The 24,384-nt window shown below is 41.6% G+C and carries 18 protein-coding genes and 2 pseudogenes; 8 read left to right on the forward strand and 12 right to left on the reverse strand.

Features of this window, described 5'->3' with window-relative positions; genetic code table 11:
- Nucleotides 1-335: 335 nt before the first annotated feature.
- Both RSJ42_RS07300 and RSJ42_RS07305 read right to left on the reverse strand, forming a co-directional pair.
- Nucleotides 336-3,230: a PGF-pre-PGF domain-containing protein gene (locus tag RSJ42_RS07300; RefSeq protein ID WP_410509920.1), complete on the reverse strand. Its 2,895-nt coding sequence runs from the start codon at nt 3,228-3,230 to the stop codon at nt 336-338.
- A 633-nt stretch (nt 3,231-3,863) separates the two neighbouring features.
- Nucleotides 3,864-4,073 (reverse strand): hypothetical protein, encoded by a 210-nt coding sequence (locus RSJ42_RS07305; RefSeq protein WP_410509921.1) that lies wholly within the window; start codon nt 4,071-4,073, stop codon nt 3,864-3,866.
- 28 nt (nt 4,074-4,101) lie between these two features.
- Here RSJ42_RS07305 and RSJ42_RS07310 point away from each other — a divergent pair, with 28 nt between their 5' ends.
- Nucleotides 4,102-4,608: a serine protease gene (locus tag RSJ42_RS07310; RefSeq protein ID WP_410509922.1), complete on the forward strand. Its 507-nt coding sequence runs from the start codon at nt 4,102-4,104 to the stop codon at nt 4,606-4,608.
- A gap of 162 nt (nt 4,609-4,770) precedes the next feature.
- Here RSJ42_RS07310 and RSJ42_RS07315 read toward each other — a convergent pair whose 3' ends face one another.
- Complete coding sequence (locus RSJ42_RS07315; protein ID WP_410509923.1) at nt 4,771-5,085, reverse strand: DUF2795 domain-containing protein; 315 nt, start codon at nt 5,083-5,085, stop codon at nt 4,771-4,773.
- 817 nt (nt 5,086-5,902) lie between these two features.
- Here RSJ42_RS07315 and RSJ42_RS07320 point away from each other — a divergent pair.
- Nucleotides 5,903-7,189, forward strand: a complete 1,287-nt coding sequence (locus RSJ42_RS07320) for a histidine kinase dimerization/phosphoacceptor domain -containing protein (protein ID WP_410509924.1) — start codon at nt 5,903-5,905, stop codon at nt 7,187-7,189.
- 23 nt (nt 7,190-7,212) lie between these two features.
- Here RSJ42_RS07320 and RSJ42_RS07325 read toward each other — a convergent pair whose 3' ends face one another.
- The 6 genes and pseudogenes from RSJ42_RS07325 to RSJ42_RS07350 form a co-directional block, all read right to left on the reverse strand.
- Nucleotides 7,213-7,410, reverse strand: a complete 198-nt coding sequence (locus RSJ42_RS07325; RefSeq protein WP_410509925.1) for a hypothetical protein — start codon at nt 7,408-7,410, stop codon at nt 7,213-7,215.
- Nucleotides 7,407-9,917 carry a histidine kinase dimerization/phosphoacceptor domain -containing protein gene (locus RSJ42_RS07330; protein WP_410509926.1) on the reverse strand — a complete coding sequence of 837 codons (2,511 nt, stop codon included), beginning with the start codon at nt 9,915-9,917 and terminating at the stop codon, nt 7,407-7,409. The genes RSJ42_RS07325 and RSJ42_RS07330 overlap by 4 nt, the downstream gene beginning before the upstream one ends.
- 233 nt (nt 9,918-10,150) lie before the next feature.
- Nucleotides 10,151-11,599, reverse strand: a complete 1,449-nt coding sequence (locus RSJ42_RS07335; protein WP_410509927.1) for an APC family permease — start codon at nt 11,597-11,599, stop codon at nt 10,151-10,153.
- 263 nt (nt 11,600-11,862) lie between these two features.
- Nucleotides 11,863-13,266: pseudogene (mtbB, locus tag RSJ42_RS07340) on the reverse strand ([dimethylamine--corrinoid protein] Co-methyltransferase).
- A gap of 116 nt (nt 13,267-13,382) precedes the next feature.
- Nucleotides 13,383-14,027: a dimethylamine corrinoid protein MtbC gene (gene mtbC / locus RSJ42_RS07345; protein ID WP_410509928.1), complete on the reverse strand. Its 645-nt coding sequence runs from the start codon at nt 14,025-14,027 to the stop codon at nt 13,383-13,385.
- A 409-nt stretch (nt 14,028-14,436) separates the two neighbouring features.
- A complete protein-coding gene (locus RSJ42_RS07350) occupies nt 14,437-14,844 on the reverse strand; it encodes a DUF2769 domain-containing protein (RefSeq protein WP_410509929.1) in 408 nt (135 codons plus the stop codon).
- A 165-nt stretch (nt 14,845-15,009) separates the two neighbouring features.
- Between RSJ42_RS07350 and RSJ42_RS07355 the strand changes: the two genes are divergently transcribed.
- Nucleotides 15,010-15,882, forward strand: a complete 873-nt coding sequence (locus RSJ42_RS07355; RefSeq protein ID WP_410509930.1) for a PAS domain-containing protein — start codon at nt 15,010-15,012, stop codon at nt 15,880-15,882.
- A gap of 603 nt (nt 15,883-16,485) precedes the next feature.
- Nucleotides 16,486-17,295 (forward strand): helix-turn-helix transcriptional regulator, encoded by an 810-nt coding sequence (locus RSJ42_RS07360; protein WP_410509931.1) that lies wholly within the window; start codon nt 16,486-16,488, stop codon nt 17,293-17,295.
- A 135-nt stretch (nt 17,296-17,430) separates the two neighbouring features.
- Here RSJ42_RS07360 and RSJ42_RS07365 read toward each other — a convergent pair whose 3' ends face one another.
- Complete coding sequence (locus RSJ42_RS07365; protein ID WP_410509932.1) at nt 17,431-18,342, reverse strand: MBL fold metallo-hydrolase; 912 nt, start codon at nt 18,340-18,342, stop codon at nt 17,431-17,433.
- Nucleotides 18,343-18,800: 458 nt separating this feature from the next.
- On the opposite strand from RSJ42_RS07365, the gene RSJ42_RS07370 reads away from it, so the two are divergent.
- The 3 genes and pseudogenes from RSJ42_RS07370 to RSJ42_RS07380 form a co-directional block, all read left to right on the forward strand.
- A complete protein-coding gene (locus RSJ42_RS07370) occupies nt 18,801-18,983 on the forward strand; it encodes a hypothetical protein (RefSeq protein WP_410509933.1) in 183 nt (60 codons plus the stop codon).
- 125 nt (nt 18,984-19,108) lie between these two features.
- A complete protein-coding gene (locus tag RSJ42_RS07375) occupies nt 19,109-19,300 on the forward strand; it encodes a hypothetical protein (protein WP_410510335.1) in 192 nt (63 codons plus the stop codon).
- Between the two features lie 239 nt (nt 19,301-19,539).
- Nucleotides 19,540-19,713, forward strand: a pseudogene (locus RSJ42_RS07380) (pyruvate ferredoxin oxidoreductase); the annotation flags it as partial.
- A 28-nt stretch (nt 19,714-19,741) separates the two neighbouring features.
- On the opposite strand, the gene RSJ42_RS07385 reads toward RSJ42_RS07380, so the two are convergent.
- Together RSJ42_RS07385 and RSJ42_RS07390 are read right to left on the reverse strand one after the other, a co-directional pair.
- Nucleotides 19,742-21,598, reverse strand: a complete 1,857-nt coding sequence (locus tag RSJ42_RS07385; RefSeq protein ID WP_410509934.1) for a DUF790 family protein — start codon at nt 21,596-21,598, stop codon at nt 19,742-19,744.
- Nucleotides 21,585-23,018: a DEAD/DEAH box helicase gene (locus RSJ42_RS07390; protein WP_410509935.1), complete on the reverse strand. Its 1,434-nt coding sequence runs from the start codon at nt 23,016-23,018 to the stop codon at nt 21,585-21,587. The genes RSJ42_RS07385 and RSJ42_RS07390 overlap by 14 nt, the downstream gene beginning before the upstream one ends.
- A gap of 666 nt (nt 23,019-23,684) precedes the next feature.
- Between RSJ42_RS07390 and RSJ42_RS07395 the strand changes: the two genes are divergently transcribed.
- Complete coding sequence (locus RSJ42_RS07395; protein ID WP_410509936.1) at nt 23,685-24,257, forward strand: hypothetical protein; 573 nt, start codon at nt 23,685-23,687, stop codon at nt 24,255-24,257.
- Nucleotides 24,258-24,384 lie beyond the last annotated feature (127 nt).

A 24,384-nucleotide genomic window follows, 5' to 3' on the forward strand; every position in this document is an offset into this window, starting at 1 on the left:
CTTTTTAAGTATAAACCAGAATTGAAAACTGATTTGAAGGCAAAATTGTTACAGGATATATACTCCAACTTTGTATAAATATTTTTCCAGTCGTATTGAGAATAAACAGCTAAAGTGAGAGTAAAATAAATTAAAATATTTTAAAAAATCATTGGAATGTACGTCTATACTATGTTTAATAAATTGAGTTAGTAAGCCTTAATGTTAGATGGCAAATTTCTATATGTTTTATGGTAAGAGATTTACCTGCTGAATTAATCGCATGGAATCCGCAAGGACTAAAAAATGGTAAAAGGGAGACAAAAGGTTATTATCCCTTCTATCTAACCATTTATTTAATTTGATTTTCTTTTAAATAGGTACATTCCAAGCAACCCAAAAATACAGAAGACCGTTTTAAACCCGGGCATACTGAACTTTTCTTTTCGGGAAATCTCTTTATCTGTTTTATTAAACTCCTCTCCGGGATATGGTTCAATATTTCCGTTCTGTTCGGGTTCTCCATTTTCAGGCAGTATTTCGATTACAGTCCTTTTTGCCGTAATTGCAAATTGAGAGAATCCCTGAGTCTCTGATGTAAAGTACAGATACCTGTTATCTTCTCCCAGCAGATAAGTCGGAAGTTCATTCCATTTTTTATCACTGTACCTGTTCAGGATAACCGAAGACCGGGCAATATTTTTATCTTCTATCCAGGATTTTTTGACCCTGAAGCATACTATCGCATTCTCGATATTTTTTTCAGTTGCATAACCACTGTTTCCAACCCATATGTTCAGAAAACTGTAAACTTCTCCCTCTGGCGCTTCAGGTGTAAGAATGGATTGATTTTTCAGCATCTCAACAATGGTTGTGGTCTTTCCGGCAGTCTTTCCGGCATCAAAGCTTAAATAAACAACATCGGTAACGTTCTTTGAAAAATCAAACTTTACATGGTTCCCATTTGCAACGAAGGCCTGAGAAAGTTCTTTAACCTTAACGTTTTCTGCGGGCTCAGGTGAACCGCCTGCACCTCCGCCTCCACCGCCTCCATTGCTTTCCTTATCTACGGTTATTGTGGCTGTTTTTGAAGAAGTTCCCCCTGCGTTACACACTGCGAGATTGACCTTAAAGGTTCCGTCTTTGTAATAAGTATGCACCGGGTTCTTCTCTGTAGAAGTATCTCCGTCTCCGAAGTCCCAGTTCCAGGAACTCGGAGCTCCGGTACTGGTGTCGCAAAACTGAACCTTTAAGGGAGCATCCCCTGATGTTACATCTGAGTAGAAATCAGCCGATGGAGGCTGGGGCAGTACTGTAATATAATTTTCTTTTTGAGTCTGGTTTGATCCTTCATCGTTTGCCACGGTCAGCGTAACAGAATAACTTCCGGTAGCAGAATACTCATGTTCTGGATTCTGGATCATTGAGATATTTCCGTCCCCAAAGTCCCATATCCAGGATGTTCTAACTCCGGTTGACGTGTCCTCGAATGCTATACTCAGCGGCTGATGTCCAGTTGTGCAATTGCTGGTGAAATTGGCAATCGGAATTGCCGGCTCAACAACATTGATTGTCTGAAGCATCGAATCGTTGGAAACGTCATTTGTTACCGTCAGGTTAGCAGTATAAATTCCTGGTGTTATGTATGTATGATTGACATTTGCCGTACTGCTGACAGGTGAACCGTCCCCGAAATCGAGCGATTCTGTGGTCTGGTTGGTGCTGTAATCCGTAAAAGTCACATTTTTCCCGGCAAATAAATGATTTGCAGAAACTGTGAAATTTGCAGTCGCATCAGAGAACCTGGCAGGCCTCACCCACGACGGATTTCCCAGATCCCCCATATTATAAAATGCGCCGCCGTGCTGATAGGTATAATTCAGTATCGCTTCCAGTCTCGCTGTTGAAGTCTGGTATTCTGCAGTAACGTTTGGAGTAATTGTATGCCCATACAACACCAGTACGTTACCTGTTGCTATTGCGTAATCGATTCCGTATTCTATGCTCTCCAGGCTAACACCTCTACTTTCATCAATTTCAACCCCGTAAAGAAGCCTGGAGCCGTCCCAATCATAATAAGCCAGAGGTGTTTGATTTATGCTTTGACCATAATTTGGGATTCCGGTTCTGAGTGTCCGGAAGTAAGGAGCCAGTATTGCATCACTGGCTGGGTGCCTGTCCGAAAAAGGGTATGTAAGGGTATATACAGGATAACCGTAACTGGTAATTTCTACAATGTTAGGGAATACTTCCTGGTCCAGCCACTCTTCAGAAGTGTTGTTTATTAGAAATAATCTTGAATTAATGTGATTGTATCCATGCCCGGCTATTTCCCATCCTGCCGAATGAAGTTCATCCAGTTCATTCACAAGGGTCTCTGCTGGAATTTCACGGTTGCTTATTTTGTTTACATTCATGGTGCATGTAGCGTTATATTTCCGGAATATATCCAGATGCCTGTAGCAGGTATCAATATTCCCTGTATCATCCCATGATAGGGCAATGCCTCCTGGCCTGTTTGAATCTCTTATGCTGTGGATATCGTTCACATACAGGTCCAGGATTTCGGATGAACTCAGTGCCCTGTCGTATATGTAAAATGAATATATTGTTCCGTAAAGCCCGTATTCAGAATCAGGGGATGATCCTATTGTCCAGCCATTTGTGTTATTATCTGAACCTAAAGAGGTTGCCGTATAATCCACGCCCTTTCCGCTGGCAATTCCATTGATATACAGTTGAACGTGAGAACCGTCATATGTTACAGCAGCTTCATAATCCTCATCAGGCTCCACCTGACATTCACTGCAGCCGGAAATAGTATGACCATCCGCACAAATTTCATATTTTATCTTCGAATCGGTATGGTCAATGCTGAGCCTGCATATGTTATTACTCCTGGAAACCAGGTATGTACAGTCAGCCGGATTGCTGGAATCGTAACGGAAAAACACCCCGAATGTGATATGCGGATCAGTGTATGCCAGCTGCTTGTTTTCAGGTATTGTAATCCTGTTATGCCCGTTAAAATATCTTGCTGTTTGGCCGGTCGGCAAAGTAAAGGTTGCACTTCCGTAATTTATACCATTGTTTCCGTGTCCGGAATTATCAATTACAGTATTTTCAGTGTCCTCATACCAGTTATAGTAAACAGGCCGGTTTGCATCTGCACACGCTGTACCAGCAAGACCGATCATAAACATGAAAAATAGCCCATATTTTAGATATGGATCAAACTTATGAGATTTCATCGGATCAGACCTCTTTAATTAATAGAATCAACCGTTTTCCATTACATGTTGAATTAAAGCCTCCTCTGCGCCTTTTTTGGACTATAACCTTCTCAAAAGCGTTCTTGTGAAAGGACATGCACTTTAGATAAGTATATAGTCTGATTTTGGAGTCTGATTTTGGAGTCTGATTTTGTGAGTTTATCCAACTTTCAACTGTATACAGCAACTGTATACAATAAATCTAACAGATAATCTATATCGTTCAAATATTTATAACTAAGTAGCTGCACGCTTAAAGTGTTTCAATCCAGCTGTGCTTTAAAAAATAGATAAATTCAAGGTAGTCAAGGTAGTCAAGCTAGTCAGGCTAGTCAGATTAGTCAAGGAAGACAAGGAAGACAAGGAAGACAAAGAAGACAAGGAAGACAAAAAAGACAAAGAAGACAAGGAAGACAAAAAGGATAAGGAAGTCAATGAAATGGACAGTAATTTTTGTACAAAAGACATATAAAATTCATAAATAGAATCAATACCTCAGCAGGGGAAAAGAGCAGGGTCATGGAAAAATTGTTCTTTATTATGCGCCTGAAAAATAAGAAAAATTGATACTGTAAAAATTTGTAACTTGTTTTCCCGTATAATTTGCTGAAATCAGCCCGGTTTTACTTCGTTTTTTTGCAAGATTTTAAATACCCATTCAATGCTCTTTTCTTTTTCCTGAAATAACCTTACAGGTCCCGAATTTGAATTAACAGAACCTGCTTTTTCTTTGTCCTGGCAGGCAATATACAAATTTTGATTAAATATATTGTTAAATATAATTAAAGCACAATTTAATTTAGAACCGTATCCAGAAGCCATTATCGAACGGACATCAGGATGATAGCTTATGATAAAGTCAGGTGGTCCTTTTTTCTATATGGGGGAACGCTGTACTATCGGCGCTGTAATCTCACTCAAAGGCTTGCCTTATATGGTCACGGTTTCTCATGTGTTTCGTCATGGGGAAGGAGACCATTTAACAGTTGACGGAACAAAACTCACCGTTACGAGCATTTTGAAATATTTTGATCTGGCTCTGGTAGAGCTCCCTCTCTCATGTGTATTCGAGATCACTGAACTTGGCAGCGCAGCTGAACTGGAACGAGCTAAGCTCGTTAACGATATCCATTCTATCAATTGCAGGGTGGTTAATGCCGGGTCTTCACTGCTTTTTCTGGGCTTCCAGTGTTACAATATGCCAGAGCCGGGAGATAGTGGTTCTCCGATCTTGCAGACAGGGAAAGTAATAGGTTTTATGTCTTCAATAATGCTGGACACCTGCATGGGAATAGCAATTTCTTCGAGTATTGTACGAAACCTGAAAAGTTATGAATTTTCAAAAAAAGAGTTGTAAGACAGATAAAAGTACTGTTCTGAAATATACTTTTTTAAGATTTTGAAAGGACTGGACGGTTGTAGTCACCCGATTTTAAGAAACGAAACTTAGCTCACTTTTATTTGTAATACTGACAATTTCCTGATAACTTCATTATTCCTGCGTAAAAAAATAAGGGATTTATGTTCCCCCTCTTCCTCCAAAAGACTGGCTGCCTCCTCCAGATGATGATCCGCCTCCGCCTGATCCTCCTGTTCCGGTTCCACCGAAACTCTGGCTTTTTCCTCCTCCGCCGCCGGCAGTTTGGCTGGAAGATTCTATGGCCTGAATTAGAGAATCAGCTGACTCATATTCCCTATCAGGAAGCATCTGTAAATCTTCAATTATATCACTGGAAGCATTCTGTTTTCTGACCTGCTCGATAATCTGCTCTTTTCTCGCTGGAAACTGTATGCTTCTGAATACATCCTGGATACTGCTTGCACTTGCTCTCATACCTTTTCACCTTCCCCATGTTTTGCGGATTTACTCCAATCTTAAAATTATAATAATCATATAAATAATTACTTAATTATATAAGTTACAAATAGTTCTTCCGAATTCGAAAACTCCCCTCGGAATAAGACAACTTTTTAAAAATGTTTGAAGAAGAGATAATTAAAAACGCATGATGAATTTAAAATGGAGACGCTGACGCAGGAGTTCTGAGAAACATCAGGTGTTTAAAAAGAATCTAAATATCATTTATCAGGACTTCGATAAGGTCCTTTGAGATATTCGAATAGACTGTTGTGAGGAAAGAACAGGTAAATACAGGGAAAATATATTATATTTTATATTATATTTTGTATTTTATTTGTAAAAATAACATTAAAACTCTTAAGCAGATCGGTATATCAATTAGCAATATGACATACAATATGATATACAATACGATATACAATATGATATACAATATGATATACAATATGATATGCAATATGATATGCAATATGATATGTGTCGTTCAGTTCCTGTACCGGTGGAATTTCGATGTGTTAGGGGATTCACGTCTGCCTTTCTGCCAGATAAAGGCTTTATAAACTTCCTTATTCTTTACGCGGATCGGTCATAAATTACGAATTAAAGGGGTCTATAAGCAGCTGACAGGAAGTACAGATCTGAATATCAATTTCCTGAAACTTCCCACCGTCTAAAGAAGATCGGATATACGGATGGAATTCCTTTTTATATGCCGGAAGCTCAAAATTAATAAAGAGCAAACTGCCTGGAAGCAATGTATGTAACTGGAGTTTGGAAGAGCGTTATTGATATGAGTTCTAAACTGGTAAAAAACCGGAAGCCTGCATCTTATGAGGCACTTCTGGATGAGAATCAAACTCTCCGAGACGAAGTTAAGAGCCTGAAAGCGCATCTGGAGGAAGCCGAAGAACTCAAACGTGCAATCAGTGAAGGAGATCTGGACGCGCTTGTAGTACCCGGGCCCGGGGGAGAGTTAATTTTCACTCTGGACAGTGCAGACTATGCATACCGGGTTCTTGTAGAAACAATGAATGAAGGAACTGCTACTCTGGCATGTGATGGCACTATCCTTTACTGTAACCCACATTTTGCAGAAATCCTAAAAATGCCTCTGCACGCCATAATAGGTAATTCCATTTATCGATTCATTGCCCCTGAAAATATAAGTGCTTTCAGAATACTCCTTGAAAAGGAGAGAGGAAAAGCGGAAATCAATCTTCAGACTGAGGAAAAAGCAAGCCTGCCTGTTTACCTGTCCATCAGCTCATTACAGGTTAAAGAAGCTCCCGATGCATGGTGTCTTGTAGTTACAGACCTGACCGAGCAGAAGAAGAATGAAGAAATCATTACAAAAATCGAAAGTGCCCGCAAAAAGGAAATTCACCACAGGATAAAGAATAATTTGCAGGTAATATCTTCCTTACTTGACCTTCAGGCTGAACAGTTTATTAATAAGGGACCTGTCGAGGATTCCGAAATCCTTGAAGCCTTCAGGGTTAGCCAGGATAGGGTTATATCCATGTCCCTTATTCACGAGGAGCTGCATGAAGGCGGAGAAATAGACACACTGAATTTTTCACCCTACCTTGAGAGACTTGTTAAAAATCTCCTCAAGACATACAGCCTTGGAGACACTGAGATCAGTTTAAACATGGATCTTGAAGAAAACGTTTTTTTTGATATGGACACTGCAGTTCCTTTAGGCCTGGTTGTTAACGAACTTGTTTCCAATTCTCTAAAATACGCATTTCCGGGCAGAAGCAAAGGAAAAATTCAAATTAAACTTTTTAAAAGCAGAGATGGGAATAAGCCGGGTAATGTGGATGGAAAACTCACCAGAGATGCCAGGTGTGGAAAACTCATCAAAGAAGCCGGATATACCCTTATTATTTCGGACAATGGAATTGGCATTCCTGAAAATATTGATTTGGAGAATTCGGATACACTTGGTCTCCAGTTAGTAAACATCCTGATAGGTCAGCTGGAAGGTGAAATCCATCTAAAAAGAGATAGAGGTACCGAATTCAAAATAGAAATAAATGTGAGACAGAAGATATGTGGGAAAGATCCGGCGTGAACATAATACGGCCGACAGCTGTGTCAGTTTTTATGGTCACATATGCCATGTTTATTTAATTTTATTATACCATGTTCAATTAATTTTATTATTCCAGATTTGTTTAATTCAATTATACCAGGTTTGTTTAATTCAATTATTCCAGGCTTAATTAATCTCTTAAGCGTATTTTTCCGGTCGAATCCATTAACCCATAAAAGGTATGACGGTGCATAACTCATATTTTCTGTCTGTACTTTAATTCCCTGAACCTTATCCTGAATTCGGTTCCTTCATCCGTCGTATTGAGTCCAATGCTTCCTTCGATCTGGTCCACAAGGTTAGTTACAAGCTGCAAGCCAAGAGAATCGGTTTCACGGAAATCGATATCTTCAGGTAAGCCCCTGCCGTTGTCTTTAACAGTGAGTGAAAAACAATTTTCTTTCTCTTCTTTTTTGAGACAAATGCAGATCTCGCCGCTTTCCCTTTCAGAAAAGGCATGTTTGAGGGCATTTGAAACGAGTTCATTGATTATAATACCCAGAGGAACAGCAGTGTCCATCCCAAGAAAAACCTTATCAACATCAAGTTTCAGACTTATATCTTTATTACCTATGGAATAAGCACCGAAAAGGTAATTAGCAAGGTTCTGGATGTAGTCTGCAAAGTCCACACTGATCATATCTTCTGACTGGTAGAGTTTTTCATGAACAAGAGCCATAGACTTGACTCTATGCTGGCTGTCCCTGAAAGCCTCGATTACCTTTTCATCATTGAAATTTCCAGCCTCAAGGTAGAGAAGGGTTGAGATTACCTGAAGGTTATTTTTAATTCTGTGGTGGATCTCTTTTTTACGGATTTCCTCCATTTGAAGGAGAGCTTCTTCGGCTTTTTTATGCTCTGTTATGTCCAGAATAATCCCCTGCAGGTGGATTTCCCCACTTTCATCTCTCTGGATAAAAGTCCTTTCATCCACCCAGCGGACTTCTCCGGACCTGGTAATTATCCTGTATTCTGAGCTGTAATCCTCAGACCCTGATTCAACATTCCTTGCAAGTTCGAACTCTACCTGTTCCAGGTCTTCAGGATAGACAATGTCCCCGTAAAGAATTCTTCTTGAAGTAAAATCTTCTACCTTATATCCGAGCCTTGTAACGTTTTCCGAGACAAATTCTATTGGCCAGCCTTCTTCATATTTCCACAAAAAGACAATAACAGGGCTGCTATTAATTATGCTCTCAAGCTCTTCTTTCAATTTGTTTGAGTGCTCAAGCTTCCTGGCATATTCGAGAAGAGCTTTTTCTGCTTCTCTCCTCTGGGTTGTAACCCTGTCAAGCACCAGGCGCGTTTCTTCGATTCCATCGGTAAGAAGCTTAAAATCTCCCTGCCCCTGTATCTGAATTGATCTCTTGAAATTATTATGCCGGAAAGCTGTAAGAACAGCATTTGAATCATCGATAATTATATTAAGGGTCTCGGAAAACTTGTCAAGTGTATCTTCAAGCTCCCTGAATTCTCCCTGCACATCTACTTTGACTCTTTCTTTTAATTCCCCTTTTGCAAGGGCATTGGTAACTCTCATAGTCTCCCGGATAGGGATAACCACAGCGCTAAGGATTTCATTCAGGCCTTTAGGAATTTCCTGGAAATCGATTTCTACATCCGTATCAGCCCTTACTCCAAGCTCCCCTTTAACAGCACCTTCTGCAATGCTCTTAAAGTCCTTTACGATTCTGTTAATTGGCTCGGTTACGGACCTGGCAATCATATAGGCAAGGGCAGCCATGAACAGGATTGAAATTGCAGAGATAATAAGAAGCCTGTCTCTCAGGTCAGTTACTCCGGCAAGCATTTCCTCTTTGGGGACAACCAGCACGAAAGAAAAATCTCCCGTTTCAACGGGCTCGTAGAAGAGAATTACGTTTTTTCCTGTGGTAGGGTCTATCGTTTCAAGGTGCCCGCTAACGCCATTTTTTATGTCAACAGTGGCTTTTTCGAGATTCTCTCCTCCAAAATCATGAAGATTCTTTTCTCCTATCCATTCCTTATGCGTGGGATGGGAGAGAAGAACACCGGTATTGCTTACCATAAAGGCATATCCAGTATCAAAAGTCCTGACTTCGCTTACTTCCTCATCCACATAATCGAGAGAAACATCCACGCCTCCTATCCCTGCGAATTTTCCGTCTTTCATGATTGGGGAGACATAGCTAACCATGAACACTCCTTCATAAAAGTAAGGTTCTGTAAGCACATCTTCCTCCATAGACTTCGGGAGCTGATAGTAATCCGAGGTATCATAGTGAAGCAGAGGAGCAACTGCAACGGTCCCGTTCATTTTATTCCAGTAAGGAACGAACCTTCCAGTTTCATCATGAGCTGGTGTATTTACGTATTCCGAGTCTTTCCCATCAAAGGAATCGGGCTCAAAAGCCACATAAGTACCGAGGAGATGAGGATTATCGCGGAGCAGGTTTTCCAGAATAAGAAGAGCTTCCTCCCTGTCTGCGGTTTCATAGCTTTCCATTGTGGTGGAAATTGTCTTTGCAATGGCAAAATTGGCTTTCATATCCGCATCGAACTGATTTGCATAATTGGAGGCCATTTCAACCGACTGCTGGTATGCCAGTTTTTCTTCCTGGGTCGTGACCGTTGAAATGATCACAGCTGTGGATGCCGTAAGAATCATAAAGACCCCAAGCACGGTATAAATAATCATTTTTGTTCTTAAAGGGGTGTTGCTGAGCATTCCAATCCTCACCGGTTTCCTCTCAATTTTAGCTGGCTGTAAAGGGAATAAGCAGTTTTCCATATATTTATGTCTGAAAAAACAGGTACAATCGGGCTTTAATGAATAAATTTTATGGGCACTTTAATATTTAAAAACTACTTAAAAGTACCCCTATAAAAATAAAGAAAGAATAAATAAAAAATTGCAGGAGTTGCTCCTGCATCTCATTTAATGCTTATACCGATGAATGCTTATACCGATGAGGTTTCATTTACTGCAACTTTTCTTTTTCTCAACCTCGATATATTCTCTTTCTGGGAATAGAACCAGAGAGGGATATAAAGGGCAAGCACAAGGAAGCCGACTATTGTGGAAGTCCAGCCCACCTCAAGGCTGTTGAGATAAATAATCCCTATCAGGCACAGAGGAAGATTAAAGAACCCGAAGAAAGCAGCAACATACTGCCAGCCCCCGGGTGCTTTGAATGGCCTTTCAAGTGTTGAGAAGCGGGGATCGAATTTTGCTTTCACGTATGCAAAAAGGCTGATCCCGTTAGCACAGACATATCCTATTGCAGAGGCTGCAAGGATGGCTGCAGGAGTTCCCAGGAAGATAAAACCCATGTTAAAGAGGGCAATGACGATCATAGCATTAACCGGGGTTCCGTGATGGTTCATCTTCCCAAAGAACTCAGGCAGGTTACCCTCTTCAGCCATGGAGAACATAGCCCTTGAGGCTCCCAGGAAAGCGGTCTGGATGATAAGGACCATTGCTGCAATCAGCATGAGTATTGTCAGGGCTCCTCCAATTGAACCAAGGGTAATCTGAGCCATGGGGAGCATTGGAGAGAACGGCTCTGCCAGGATTCCTTCGACGCCCAGGGTCCCGGTACAGGCCGCCTGGACAAGAATGAAGGTCACAAGACAGATAGCCCCGCAGATAAAGAGGGCTTTGGGTACATCGGATTTAGGCTGCTTGTACTCGGGCCCGTAAATAGCCGCAGTTTCCCACGCACATGCACTCCACTGTGCCATTGCAAAAAGCCCTAGCAGGATAAGGATGTGCTGTACGTCCCAGTTCCAATCAGTCGGAAGCCAGGCGCCTGTGATATTGCTCATTTCGAAGTGCCCTGTTACGAAAGGTGCAAGGGAGATAATTATAAGCGGGGCAAGCGAAAGAACCGCAAGGATATATCCAAGCGTTGCCCCTCCTGAGAGCCCTCGGTAGTTTACAAGGATAAGGAACAAAAACACAGTCGCGCCGGAAGCAAGGTATATGGCAATGTCAGGAACTCCTGCAAATGCCGGGACAAGCCCTTTAAGGTAGCTTCCTATAAGGATTGAAAAGATAGCAAGCACAGGGTTCCAGGCAAACCAGTAGCTCCATGCGCTGAAACCTCCAAGCAGCTTGCTCTTGTCATATTTCTTTTTCCCTCCATTTGCTCCGAACACGCTCTGGGCATATCCTGGCAATCCGGAAGCCTTTGGAAACATCGTTGCAAGCTCTCCGTAGGCAAAGTTCTGCATGAAGCCCTGGAAAACGGAGAGCGCCCACACTATAATTGCAAAAGCCCAGACATAGCTTGCAAAGTAGCCGATAGAGGGGAGGATCAGCACAGGTACACCAAGGGCGATTGCAAGCCCCTGCTTCCAGTCAATTGTACGCTGAAGCCCTCCAGATTCATTATTATCATCACTCATTTTGCTCACTCCATTGATTATCTATTGGCATAGCCTGACGATTCGCACAGCTCCTGCAGAAAATATGCCTGCAGAACCCGCAAGCAGAAAAAAATGGATAGATGTTCAGAAGAAATCAGGAGCCATAAGGGAAGACGCTGCAGTTTTTCTATGCAACAGTCCCTGAATAACCGCCTCTGATCCTTAAAAATTCAGAGGAGATGAGGCCCTGATTTCTTCCTTAATTATAGACTCTTTTATGCGAATTCGGTTCTACCGTCTGTTTATCTGGTCTGTTTCCTGAAGAGATTGCAGGAATTAATCTTAATATCGAGCAGTTTCTCGATATTCATCTTTGCAGCAATGCCTTTTGCAGCACCCGGTACTGATGTGATAACTCCAATATCGAGCTCCTCACGGAGTTCGCGCATGACATGCTCGTCAGCAAGGTCCATTGTATCGACATTAAGTTTCTTTGCCACGTATTCTTTAGCTTCTGCAATGCGCATGTTCTTTGAGAACTGCATCCTTGCTACAAGGTCTCCTGCTGCTCTCATCCCTGTCATACCTGAAGCCATTATATGGGAGATCGGCATACCCAGAGGGTCGCCGACCCCGACCTATATGCCGTCTACGCCTGCAATCTCGACCATTGCCTTGCTTGCCCTTGTAACGGCATCAATCGGAGGAGTTTCAAGCATTGGGATTCCGCCGACTCCCATTCCCATATCTACGTGGCAGGGAATTGGAGAAGCCTTAACAGCCGCCTTCATGAAGTTGACAGCGCGTGCAAGGTTCCAGGGAGAGGTCTTGCTTGTGTTTGTGTTGCACACAGGGCCGAAAACGTTTGCTCCTGCTTTTGCAACAAGAGGAGCCTGCTGGTGGGGCCAGAGACCCGCAAGGGTGACTCCGTCATACTGGAGGTTACCGTGCATACCAAGTACGCATTCTCCTGCCATTCCTGCTTCTATGTACATGTCAGGGAACTCTTTTCTGAGAGCCTGGATTGCGTGCAGGGTTCCGTACATGTCAGCGTCTCCTGCAGCTGCAGTTGTGTCGAAGTTAACACCATCTGCGCCGGAAGCAAAGAGTTTCTGCATAACCCATACAGTGTCCCTTGTAAGGTGCTCGGCTGCGTGTTCCATCGATTCCCAGGCTTCCTGAATCTTGAAAGCCTTCATAAGGTCTCCGGGGTTCTCGAAAGGTCCGTCAGGGGTATAATACAATCCCATGTTCGGCATTGCGCCGTAAAAGAGCGGGATGATCATGTTCTGCTGGCACACTTCCATTGCCTGGCACTCGTTTGAAACTACGGGTTTCACGGGCTTGAAACTGTAGTCAATGTGACCAAGCTCCATAGTGTCTGCGCCAAATGCCCTCTCGTGCATCATGCAGCCGACAAGGCGGCTGGAAGGAATGCCTACACCGCTGTTGCCCTGGTCGCCGTCAAGCCTCAGAGTCCCTATATCGTGTGTTACCGGAACTTCCATGCCGTGTTCAACACTGACAGTTTTTCCGGGCATCATAAGGATTTCCGCAAGCTTGTCGATCTCATCGGCACTAAGATCAGGAATTTCTCCGAGGTCTGAGGCATTCGCCATTCCTGCCTCAAGTTCCTCCATGATCTTCTCTTTAGTAAGGAAGATCCTTTTCCCGTCTCCCATTCTTAAAGCATATTCGGTTGCCATTTTTGTCACCACTGGTCAAATAAGGTTGCCTGAACTGATAAATAAACCTGGATAACTGAAAAGGAAGATTAAACTGCTAAATTTAAACCATAAATGGTTGGACTGAAGTATGGGGTTCAGAGCAGCAGTTCTTTTGCCTTTGCCACGGCTTCGCTTGCATTTTCTGCATAGCAGTCCGCGCCTATTTTGTCAGCCCAGGCCTGGGTTGCAGGGGCACCGCCTACCATAACTTTAACACGGTTGCGGATTCCTTCTTCTTTAAGAAGCTCGATAACTTCCCTCTGGCCCTGAAGGGTTGTGGTCATGAGTGCGGAAATCCCTATCATGTTTGCATTGACTTCCTTTGCCTTCTCGACAAAGTTCTTTATGGGAACGTCCCTGCCTATATCATAAACCTCAAAGCCGGCAGACTGCAGCATGGTTGAGACGATTGACTTGCCTATATCGTGCACGTCTCCTTCCACTGTGCCGTTTACAATAACTCCCAGTTTCTTTGTCTCTGTTCCTGCAGGCATATCCGCTTCAAGGGCTTTTACTCCTGAAGTCATTGCATCGGCTGCCATCATCACATGCGGCAGGAAAAGTTTCCCTCTCTCAAACAGAACTCCCACCTGGTTCATGCCGGCAGAAAGCCCTTTTTCAATAATTTCTGCAGGCTCCATGATCTGCTTTGCTTTCTCAACCGCAGCAAGTACTGCATCTTTTTTACAGGAAATTACTGCGTCTGAAAGCTCGTGAATCACTTCTTCTTTAGTTGCCATTTTTAACCTCCAATTATCGTCAGGGTCCCTTCAGCATTGATTATGTGACTGAAGCCTGATTGATTGCATGTATTATATATGCAAAATTATATAGCCCAGCCTATGGTGTTTTTTCTTAATGGTATGGTGCCGGAACTTCTCCAGTGCGCTGTACAGATAACAGGGAAAAGGAAAGGGTCCCTGGTAAAGGATTAAAAGATTGGTCTTTTCAATAGTGGCAAAATTTTTAACGCCAGCAAAACAGGATAATCAAAAGCAGGGTGAAAAAGGGAATTTAGTTGAGAGCATCTCATAAGCTCAAAAGTGCACCTGAATCCTTAAAAGTTGATTCGGAGCCCATCTTTAAAAGACAACACTTAAAAGTAAGATATGACTTAAAATAACTCATACTTATTTTGAGTGCACATGCTTACTTTGAGTGTATGTTCTGTTCGCCCAGTACACAGACTCTAATTGTCCCGACACTTGTCTGAAAATCCGTGCAGATATCCGGATGAGCATGGATTTTTTCAGGAATATCCTTTTTTTTCTTGAGCTGACAGAAACAGGTATCTTCAAGCCCAAACTTTTTAAAGAGCTCACAGGTTTCACACAGGCAGTCCTCTTTTTTCTCCTCTCCCTGGATTATGCCCCCCCTGGCACAAAACATACCTGAGCCGCCTGGATAGGAAGGACAATATTTGCAGAGGCAGGCTTTCAAATGATGGTATGACCCGCAGATCCCAAAGTATCTTCCATATTCTTCTCTGGCTCTCAGGACTACACCATCTCTGTCCTCTGAAGATTCTTCTGCTTCTGCGTTTTCAGTATCTTCCAAATTTTTTGCTGAGGCCTCAGAATCCAGAACATTCCTCCTGTGAAAAAAGGATTAATTTATAAGATGTCAAAATATATTGTATATTGCTTGAGGGTTTTATAAATACATTTTTACCGTTCCATAAGAGTTCTGGAATCTGAAAAGCTCTGGAGGATAAGGGATACTATGGGATTTAATCAGGTAGCTGAAAGCGACGAAACGCTTCTTGATGAAGTACTCGAAAGGCAGCGAATTCTGGAAACTGTAATAAATAACAGCCCTGTAATGGCTTTTCTCTGGACTCCGGAAGAGGACTGGCCTGCCAAATATGTCTCGGAAAACGTAAGCCAGCTGGGGTACAGTGCAGAGGATTTCCTTACAGGCAGGATAATGTATGCGAATATCGTTCATTCTGAGGATATAGATAAGGTAAGAAAAGAACTTACCAGGTGCTGTGAAATAGGAAAAGATGATTTTGTCAATAGATACAGGATTATTACAGGCAAGGGAGAGATCTGCTGGGTTGAAGAAAAAACCTTTATCCAGCGCGATGAGAAAGGAAATGTGGTTAATTTCCAGGGTATAGTCAGGGATGTTACTTCCGAAATCAAAAATGAGGTAGCATTGCGCGACGCCCTCGAGAGCCAGAAAGCCCTCATGGAAAAACAAAAAGCCCTGCTAGAGCGTCAGAGAGCACTCGAAACAGTAATTAATAACAGTTCTGTGGTAGTTTTTCTCTGGAAAGCAGAAAAATACTGGCCCACGCTCTATGTGTCAGAAAATGTCCGGCAGTTCGGGTATGCTCCGGAAGATTTTATCTCGGGAAGGGTCCTTTATGGGAAAATTATCCATCCTGAAGACCTTCTTCTTGTGGAACTCGAACTCGAAGAAAACTGTGAAGAAGGCGGAAAGGAATTTGAACGCCAGTACCGCATCCTGACACAGACCGGAGAGGTCCGCTGGGTTGAAGAAAAAACCTTTATCCAGCGCAATCAGGAGGGTCAGGTGACAAATTTCCAGGGCATTATCGAGGACGTAACCGAAAAGATCAAAACCTGAAAATAACCGACATTTCCCAGAACAGGCTTTTATTTCCTGCAACAGGTTTTTCTGCATCCCTTCATTCTTTTCAACTTTTCCTGTTTTGCCTATTTTTCTTTGTTTTCTCTTTTTGAGCCATTCGGAAATCTATTGAGATTCTTTACGGCTCTGGAAGAGACCCCCCAGCATGCAAAAATGCAAAGATATAAGATATTAAAGCAATGCAATACAATTGAATCTGATAAATTTCTTTCTTCAAGAGGCATCCGATTACCCTGAAAGCTCACCTGAACAAAGAGAAATTGTAAGAAAAAAAGCTACTTAAGCGAACGATATGTATATGATAGAAGAAAATATATTTACAATTAATAATAATGGTGTTATAAAATATTCCAATAGATACTTTATACTCTGGATATGTTCTGTTCAATTGCCCTGTTTGTAATAAAAAGGTTCAGGATAAATGCTAAAGATTTAAACTATAAATTTCAAATGCAAAAAACACTTCTAACCTGTAACTCGATTGCAGGTTAAGCTTGAATATTATATCTGGTCTATATTTCAACCTGTTATATGGTGCAAATACAGAGAGAATTATTTCGACCAGTTGAGGTGCATAATATGGAAGATTCTTTACTTGACCTGATTTTCTTGTCTGAAAAAAGAAAGAATGTAATTCTTCTTTTGCTTGAAGGACCAAAAGACATGAATACAATTAAAAAAGCCCTTAAAGCAAGTGCAACCTCAGTCCAGCCTCAGATAAAAATGCTGAAAGAAAAACACCTTGTAGTTCAGGATAAGGATACCTACAGGCTCAGTGAGATAGGAAAAATTATAGCTGATAAAATGAAGCCTCTGCTGGATACTCTTTCCGTGCTGGAAGAAAATACAGACTACTGGGCTGACAGAGATGTAAGCAAAATCCCACCTTTTCTCCTCCGCCGCATAGGGGAGCTTGGGCACTGCATTACAGTTGAACCCAAAATAGAAAATATGTTTGAAATGATCCCGGAATATGTAGAGAATGCTGAAAAATCCGGAAGGTTCGAGACTTTGATTTCTTATTTCCATCCTCTTTTTCCCTCTTTTTACCTTGGGCTTGCAAAAAAGGGTACGTCAGTGTCTTTGGTTCTTCCCGAGCCAATCCTTAAAAGATGGGCTGAAGATGACTACAGGGAACAAACAGAACAGTTTTTGAAAATGGAAAACACAAAGATCATAGTCTGTAAAGACTGTGAAAAAACACCTACTATTGTGGCAGCAGACAATTTTATGGGAATAGCTCTTTTCCCGAAAGAAGGTACCTTTGACCGAAGGTTTGTAATATGTTTTGAGCCCGGTGCTCTTGCCTGGGGCAAAGAACTCTATGATTATTATGAGCAGAACTCTGAGCAGATCAAGGATATTGAGGGTTACATAAGTACACAGTAAAGAAATTCTTAAGAAATAGAAAATAAGAAATAGAAAATAAGAAATAGAAAATAAGAAATAGAAAATAAGAAATAGAAAAAATAGGAAAGACTTTTATGATTCTTAAGAACTTTTAAATTAATAAAAAACCTCCTGTCACAAAAGATATTCCTCAAACCCTGCCTCTCCCTTTGCATAAGCTTCGTGCCAGTCCATGGGCACAGGCACTTTATCATATAGAATTTTTCTCTGCGCCTCAAGCAGTTCCGGCTCTTTTCCCATGAACTCTGCAGCAGACAGGACTGTGTTTTCAACCTTTCCTGCGAGCTCTTTCAACCACCTGTAGCCTTCAAAAGACCTGAGGAGATGATGGTCCAGGATGAGAGTTTCAACGTTTTCAGCCAAAAGAAGGGCATTTTCTGACGCCTCTTTTGAAGCTTCGGGAACATGGTGAGAGAGATAAAGCGGAGGGCCAGAAGCAAAAACGACTGTCGGGTTCCAGGAAAGTATCTCCATCACTGTTTCCCTGTCCAGGAGCTGGATATCCGAACTGTGGACAAACACTTCGTCTCCTTCTGAAATCCGTGTCATCATTACCGTGCCAAACCCTTTATTTCTGGTCCCGTGCGGGGCAGGGGCAGAAAAACTAATATTGCCAGAACTGGCACCTTCGGAAGCAGGAAGAGTATATCCAAGAAAACGAGAGAATTCTTCTCTCCTGCGTGCAGATAATCCCGAAATTTTTTCCGGGCCTTTGCACCAGAACCTTATCCCTTTTAAAGGGGGAAGAGCTTCTACTGGCAGTTGATACGGGTCTTCTGCTTTCATGGGCATGTGATCCCCATGGTAGTGGCTGACAACTATGTCTGTTGCGCCTTCAAATTCTGCAAGAATTTTCCTCCTGATCCTGAAAGCGGCTGCAACCTCAACAGGGTGAGGAAGCAAACCGTAACGCAGGCGGGCAAGGGCAACTCCCGGGTCGATAAGAATCTTCCTTTCCCTGGTTTTTACAGCACAGGCAAGAGATCTTGCTCCAAAGGACTCGCATCCCAGTATCTCGATCTGCATATGTTTCTATCTGTTTGCATGAATAAATGCCCTTCTAAGAGGCCATGTTCTATAGCGCGACAGGGCAATTACATATTTAAGCAACTATCTTTTTATTTTTTGTTTGAGAATATTAGAATTTCCAGAAAATTTACCCCTCATGCTTAATATAATTAAATAGAAATGAATTCTTACGAAAAAATAATAAAAATTGTGGAAATTATTTTTCGTTTCATATTATATACATTTTTTTAAAATAGTAAATCTGCCAACTGAGATATATTTTTTATAACTTCATAAGTTTTAAAAATGTTCTATTATTTAAATTTTTCTTCTAATTTTTAAGGAATAAAGCCCTTTGATACCCATTTTACACAGAATAAGTATTTATACAACTATATCAATTATACTATTGATAAAACATAATACCATTAAACAATAATGTGACCAGTGATTTATCGGGGGATAATTTTGATCATTTGGGTTCAGAAAAAGTTTCGGTTAATTACAGCTCTTACAGCAGGCACTGGTGGACACTGAAATGCCAGAAGGATGCGGGCTACAAAACGCGTTCATTTTCATGCCTGCAAGAAATGCTTGCGTTTCAGAATAATTTCAAACTTACATATCTTACAAAAACAGAAGCTAAAAACGGAAATTAAAACAGAAGTTAAAACAGAAGTTAAAAACAGAAATAAAAAACGGAATTTGAAAACAAAAGTTAAACACGGTAATTTAACCAACAGGGTTGAAACAAATATAATCAAATTTACTTGGAGTGGGACAGATGACTCTTTCTAACCTGACTGAAGCTGAAAAAACGATATTGATGGATGAAACCGTAACTGACTTAAAACACTCGTTAGAAACTGCCATAAAGAAGTTGCTTATTGAATACGAAAATGATCTTGAAACTAACCTCAATATTTCAAAAGTCGAGGTAAACTTTATTGTTAAACTGGACGGAATTGAGGTATGAAATTTACCGCTGTTCAATGCGAGTGCCACTGACGCCCTTTATAATATGGGGCTGAAGTGAACTCGCGCCAGCTCTTCTTCCTGTTCTTTAATTGGCGAAATATCGATTCCAGCCAGGGTGGAATTCATTTATTCTTATTTGAAATCAATTTTGGTTCAGATGACAATCGACTATAGAATCCATTTTACTCAATTAATCAATCAAAATTTATTTATCAAGTGTAGAGCATAGAGAACTGAGAAATCACGCAGGTCAGAAGAATAAAAGATGCCAGACCGGTCGAGGAATATCTCAGAGCCCAGGAGCGCTTCAAACACCTCTTCACAATGGAAGACGGGGAAGAGGAAAAAGAGGAAATTAAGAAAATTCAGGCAATGGCGAACTGGAACATAAAACATTACGGGCTCCAATAACAGTTTTAGCCTGGGCCTAATAATACTTTCAAGCCTTCTTAACTTTTGCACTCTCTTCACTCAGCCCTGCCCATATAACCTTATACCCCAGGTATTCGAGCACAGGATAATAGAGACTGCTGTCCAGCCCGTAACCCTCAAAAACTTTTACTGCATCAGAATATGTCTTCACAGCTCCTGGCTTTTCAAGCTCAAGATTAATTCGCTCAAGCAGCTGCCTGTGGATTAAGTAATTTTCAAGAAGCACATAATCTCTGTATTTTTCAGATCCCCGGGTTCCCGTAAATTTTTCTGCAAGCACTTCTTTTAAGGCCTCAGGCATAACTCCTTTCTCAGCTGCTATTTTTTCAAGGCTGATAAGTTCTCCTGAAAGGGGAATCTCTATTTCATGCAGTTTTGATCTGTCTTCTGCAAGCCTTTTTTCTTCGTATTTTCTGAGAACCTGAGTGACCTCATTTGCAGGAATCTTCCTGTCAAAGAAAATCACATCCTGAGCAGGAAAATCCTTTTCGGAGCACCTGAGCTTCCTGTTAATCAGGAGAATAACAGGTTCTTTTACATCTTTCAGTTTCTCTATCTTCTTTTTGAGGTATTCAGGAGTCCAGAAGCCGACAATTTCTGCATAAACCTTTATCCCGTTTTTCTGGAGGGAAAAATCCGGAACAAAAGCGAACCTGCCTGCTTTTAGAATTGTCGGCTCCCTTTTTACTTCCCAGCCCCCGAAACTCAGGCTTGCAAACTGTTGTTCAAAAGTGCTATCAAAAGCTTCACCTTCAACAGCTGTTTCTGCTTCCACGGTCCCGGCTTCTTTTTCTATAGGTCTGCCCTCATCTTCGATCCCTATTCCTGTTTCTAGCCTGTATCCTTCTTTTTCTTCGGCGAGCTGAAGGCCAGGAGAGAGGCTTTCGGAATAGCCAGCTGCCTCAGGTACGAACCTGAAAGCTTCTTCAGAGCCATCAAGGGAAAATTCGAGGATTCTCTTCCCCTGATATCCTTTGTACAGAATGCCTGCCTTCAACTTCCAGCTCTTTGATTTCAGGAGAATCGGAAAGAGTTTTGCAAAAGAATTTCCATACCGTTCCGACATCCTGAAAAGAGACGCCGGTCCGTCAAGATGAAGGTGAACATTTTTTAATTTTCCAGTTTCTTCAGTTTCATTATTTCTTTTACTTTCTTTTATTTGACTTTCTTTTCTTATGCTTTCTTTTCTTGAACTTTCTTTTCTTGAATTTTCTTTTATTTGACTTTCTTTTGTTAGATTTCTTTTTCCTGGACTTTCTTTTTTTCCAGCTTCTTCCTGTGCATCCTCAAGGGAATACATAAGCCCTGACCTTAGAATTTTCCAAAGGATTCTCTGAAAATCTCCTGTAATCCAGATATCGAGGTCAATGGCACGGAAGAGCAGGGTCTGGGTCAGGGAGATATTATACTGCCTGAGGAGTTCTGAAGGCGCAGGAGGGTTGAATTCTTTAAGGACCTGGTTCTCCTCAAGGTCTGCCCATAGAGATTTTTCCAGCTCTGGAACGGAAACCGAGAGGTTTTTCGCAGCTTTCTGTAATGCCTCTTCTCTTTCTTCCGGAAAAATAGCCATCCCTTCACAGGCTTCAAAGACAGATTCCCTGGCTTTTGATGGGTCAACAGCCGAGGAGGTCTCGACTACAGCCCGCCTTCCAAGAAGCTGGGAAAGACCCCGGATAAATCGGTAGTTCATCTCTTCATAACCTTCAAGTTCTGCAAGGAGGGCTCCGTAAGTCTTTCCAACGTGTTGCCTGAAAGTCCCGATAAGGAGTTCGGCAAGTTCAAGGTTCTCGGAGTCCAGAGCTGCATATGCCGGTCTGATTTTGCCTCCGGAGATGCGGGTCATCAGGAGGTCAGATGTTAGCATGAGAATCCCCTTTCTGGCTTGCAAAGCTTTCTTTTTCTGCCTTCCGAGATTCTTTTCGGTTTGAAACAGCTTCTTTTCTTCTTTTTGCAGTTCCTGTTTCCGTGGTTTCTGCAGCGATTATCTCGTATAGCACGGCTTCCTTTCCTTCTTTTTTCCTCAGGATCCTTCCAAGGCGCTGGACATATGCCCGTTTGCTGCCTGTCCCGCTTGCTATGATACCTACATTTGCCTCAGGAACATCGATTCCTTCGTCAAGCACCTTTGAGGTAACAACAGCCCTGTAGCTTCCCTGCCTGAATTTTTCGAGAATGGAACTTCTTTCTCTGGAAGGGGTTCTGTAAGTAATCGCGGGAATAAGAAAGGTGCTGGATATCCGGTGCACAAGCCGGTTGTGTTCCGTGAAGATGAATATCCTGTCTTCTCTGTGCTGCGACAGGATTTCCCTAAGTTTCTCGATTTTTGCACTGCTATTAAATGCCAGGTCTCTTGCTGAATTTCTTGCAAGCAGGGCTTTTCTGGCTTCAGGGTCTCTCCCGCTTTTCATAACCAGTTTCTGGAAGTCCTGCGTGCCTCTCATTATCATTCCGGTTTTTCTGAGGTAGTCAAGAAATACGGAATAGTCCCTATCGTATTCTTCCTGTTCTTCATCGGTGAGCGACACAGCAATCCTTTTTATCGTATAAGGTGCAAGGTGTCCGCCTGCAAGTTCCGAGACCTTTTTTTCATAGACATTTCCCCCTACAAGCCGGTTGAGTTCGGTATGCAGGCCGTCTTCCCTTTCATACGTGGCTGTAAGCCCGAGCCTGCATGGGGCTGCGGAAAACTCGGCAATGCTTCTATAACCGGCTGCAGGCAGGTGGTGAACTTCATCAAAAATGATGAGTCCGAACCTGTTACCAAGTGTTTCGGCGTGAATATAAGCAGAATCGTAAGTGGAAACCGTTATCGGCAGAATTTTCTTTTCTCCGCCCCCGAGTTTACCTATTTCTATTGAAAATGCTTTTTCAAGCTCATTTTTCCATTGTTCAAGCAGGTCAAGAGTAGGAACGATAACAAGAGCAGGGGTATTGCAGCCGGCTATTGCCCGGATACCCGTAAGTGTTTTTCCGCTTCCGGTAGGCAGGACTAGTACTCCTCGTTTCTCGTTTTCCCCCCAGGAAATAAGAGCTTCAGCCTGGTAATCCCTTAACTTCAGTTTTTTTCCTGAAGCTTCGTAAGCTGCTGCAAGGTCGGGACATGGAAGAAGGTCAAGAACCGAGTCTTCAAAATCAATTCCTGAATCTTTCAGGTAATTGATTATGTCTTTGTAGTACATTGCCGGAGCCCTGAAGCTTCCGCTCCTTTCGTCCCACACAGAGTTAGGAACTCTTATGTTACCTTTTATAAGAATAGTTCCCTGCTTGAAGCTGATTTTAATCATTGTTTACTAAGAGACCGGACATGGTATATAAGAATTAGTTACCCGAATTGCATTTCGGGTGGACATATTGTTGTGGTGCAGAAATCAATGATACAGCCAAACTTGATTTTTTAAAAACTCATTTATCTTCGTGAATTAAATGATAACAGCAAAAAAATTGTATTTGTGATTTATGGCCAATTCATTCAACTAAGATTATTACAATAATTCCAAAGTTAAAAACAATTTGAATTATACATTAGGACTTACGCACTTGAGGATTAGAATCATGATCAATAGACCCTGCAGTTAAATCGTCTATTTAGACATTTGAAGGTTTAGAGCTGTTGTTTTTCAGTTCAACCGCGTAAGTCCTATACATAAGTGCCTGCTGTAAAAGCAGCTCCATCAATCCACATTGCCAATAAAAATACCGATATATAATATTAATTTTTAATCAAATAGTATTATAATTTATTCTTTAGTTTGAAAATTTAGCCGTAAAACTTTAATAAAATTAAGTATTAATTGTCCAATACTAAATTAAAAAATATATAGAGTGTTCAAACTAAATTTGCAATGTCGGTTTGAACCCCTGTATGCCCTGAGATAGGTTATAGTTTAACTTTGATAGTGTTTAAATTTGCGTAATCTTGGCCTCTGGGGCAATAATAAGCGGTAAAGAAAATGAACACCAAAAAAGTGAAATTAAAGTATATGTACACAATTTGTGTTTTGCTGTTTTTATTTACTGTGCCAGTGTCTGCAGCTCCTGATGCTCTACTAGATAGAAGCCGCACTCAGTTTGGAGACCTTACTACTAGTGAGATAAATTATATTAACGCAAGATTTGTTGAAGTCAAAGGCGATATTATGTTTATTCCTGATATCACCTCGAATTTAGATTTCCAAACTGGAGCTGCGAGTGATTCCTATTTTATAAACAATGGTATTGACTCGCTTGATGATACAACAGACGTAAATATTGTTTTAATCCATACTCATGGAGGAGTAAGTGGATCTTCATGTCGTTTGCAATTTAAGGACGGAAGCTTGTTAACGGCTTCCGATGTATCTAATTGGCTGGACCAAAGAGATGGAGGATTCTTTTTTGCAGGTGCATGCAGCTCTGCAAAATATACAGATTTAGGAATGCTTTCATTTACAAAGGATTTGACAGTTACTTTGGGTACAGAGGTACTGTTAATACAATGCGTAACGCTCGATTTTATGCAGCATTTTTTGAGCATGCTAGTTTAGCCGATGTAGAAGTTTGTGATGCAGCCGACTATGCGGAGGATCAAGTGTTCCTTGATTTCGGGTATGCAGATGACGTTGGAGATAATACATTTTTTGGCGATTCTAATGTATGTTTAAATAGTTAAGG

The sequence above is a fragment of the Methanosarcina hadiensis genome, from assembly GCF_046529725.1.
In the GTDB taxonomy this organism is placed as follows: Archaea; Halobacteriota; Methanosarcinia; order Methanosarcinales; family Methanosarcinaceae; genus Methanosarcina; species Methanosarcina hadiensis.

Coding starts and splice junctions, on each gene's coding strand:
- RSJ42_RS07360 (WP_410509931.1), top strand. CDS start 16,486: ATGGAAGATTCTTTACTTGACCTGATTTTCTTGTCTGAAAAAAGAAAG.
- RSJ42_RS07355 (WP_410509930.1), top strand. CDS start 15,010: ATGGGATTTAATCAGGTAGCTGAAAGCGACGAAACGCTTCTTGATGAA.
- RSJ42_RS07310 (WP_410509922.1), top strand. CDS start 4,102: ATGATAAAGTCAGGTGGTCCTTTTTTCTATATGGGGGAACGCTGTACT.
- RSJ42_RS07305 (WP_410509921.1), bottom strand. CDS start 4,073: ATGGCTTCTGGATACGGTTCTAAATTAAATTGTGCTTTAATTATATTT.
- RSJ42_RS07365 (WP_410509932.1), bottom strand. CDS start 18,342: ATGCAGATCGAGATACTGGGATGCGAGTCCTTTGGAGCAAGATCTCTT.
- RSJ42_RS07300 (WP_410509920.1), bottom strand. CDS start 3,230: ATGAAATCTCATAAGTTTGATCCATATCTAAAATATGGGCTATTTTTC.
- RSJ42_RS07385 (WP_410509934.1), bottom strand. CDS start 21,598: ATGCTAACATCTGACCTCCTGATGACCCGCATCTCCGGAGGCAAAATC.
- RSJ42_RS07395 (WP_410509936.1), top strand. CDS start 23,685: ATGAACACCAAAAAAGTGAAATTAAAGTATATGTACACAATTTGTGTT.
- RSJ42_RS07330 (WP_410509926.1), bottom strand. CDS start 9,917: ATGCTCAGCAACACCCCTTTAAGAACAAAAATGATTATTTATACCGTG.
- RSJ42_RS07320 (WP_410509924.1), top strand. CDS start 5,903: ATGAGTTCTAAACTGGTAAAAAACCGGAAGCCTGCATCTTATGAGGCA.
- RSJ42_RS07325 (WP_410509925.1), bottom strand. CDS start 7,410: ATGAGTTATGCACCGTCATACCTTTTATGGGTTAATGGATTCGACCGG.
- RSJ42_RS07390 (WP_410509935.1), bottom strand. CDS start 23,018: ATGATTAAAATCAGCTTCAAGCAGGGAACTATTCTTATAAAAGGTAAC.
- RSJ42_RS07315 (WP_410509923.1), bottom strand. CDS start 5,085: ATGAGAGCAAGTGCAAGCAGTATCCAGGATGTATTCAGAAGCATACAG.
- RSJ42_RS07375 (WP_410510335.1), top strand. CDS start 19,109: ATGACTCTTTCTAACCTGACTGAAGCTGAAAAAACGATATTGATGGAT.
- RSJ42_RS07335 (WP_410509927.1), bottom strand. CDS start 11,599: ATGAGTGATGATAATAATGAATCTGGAGGGCTTCAGCGTACAATTGAC.
- mtbC (WP_410509928.1), bottom strand. CDS start 14,027: ATGGCAACTAAAGAAGAAGTGATTCACGAGCTTTCAGACGCAGTAATT.